Below are 232 nucleotides of genomic sequence, written 5' to 3' on the forward strand. Positions count from 1 at the left end.
GTTTTGGGTGTGCTCGGGATCATCAGTTATAATTTTTTCCTTTATTGTGCTTTAACCTATACAACTTCCATGAATGACGCTCTTGTCAATTCCATGAACCCTGCCTTAATTGTTCTTTTTTCAGCTTTGCTATTAAAGGAGAAAATTTCATCCCTCAATGCACTCGGACTTATCATTTCTTTATTCGTCGTTTTATTGGTCTTGACAAAAGGACACCTTCTGGATATTTTCC

1 protein-coding gene is annotated in these 232 nt (G+C 36.6%); it reads left to right on the forward strand.

Annotation, left to right across the window (positions count from 1 at the left end; all coding sequences use genetic code 11):
• Positions 1-9: 9 nt before the first annotated feature.
• On the forward strand, positions 10-232 hold a 223-nt coding region (locus tag ACYP5M_RS26825), incomplete at its 3' end, for an EamA family transporter (protein WP_459735764.1).

Source organism: Peribacillus sp. N1, assembly GCF_054600815.1.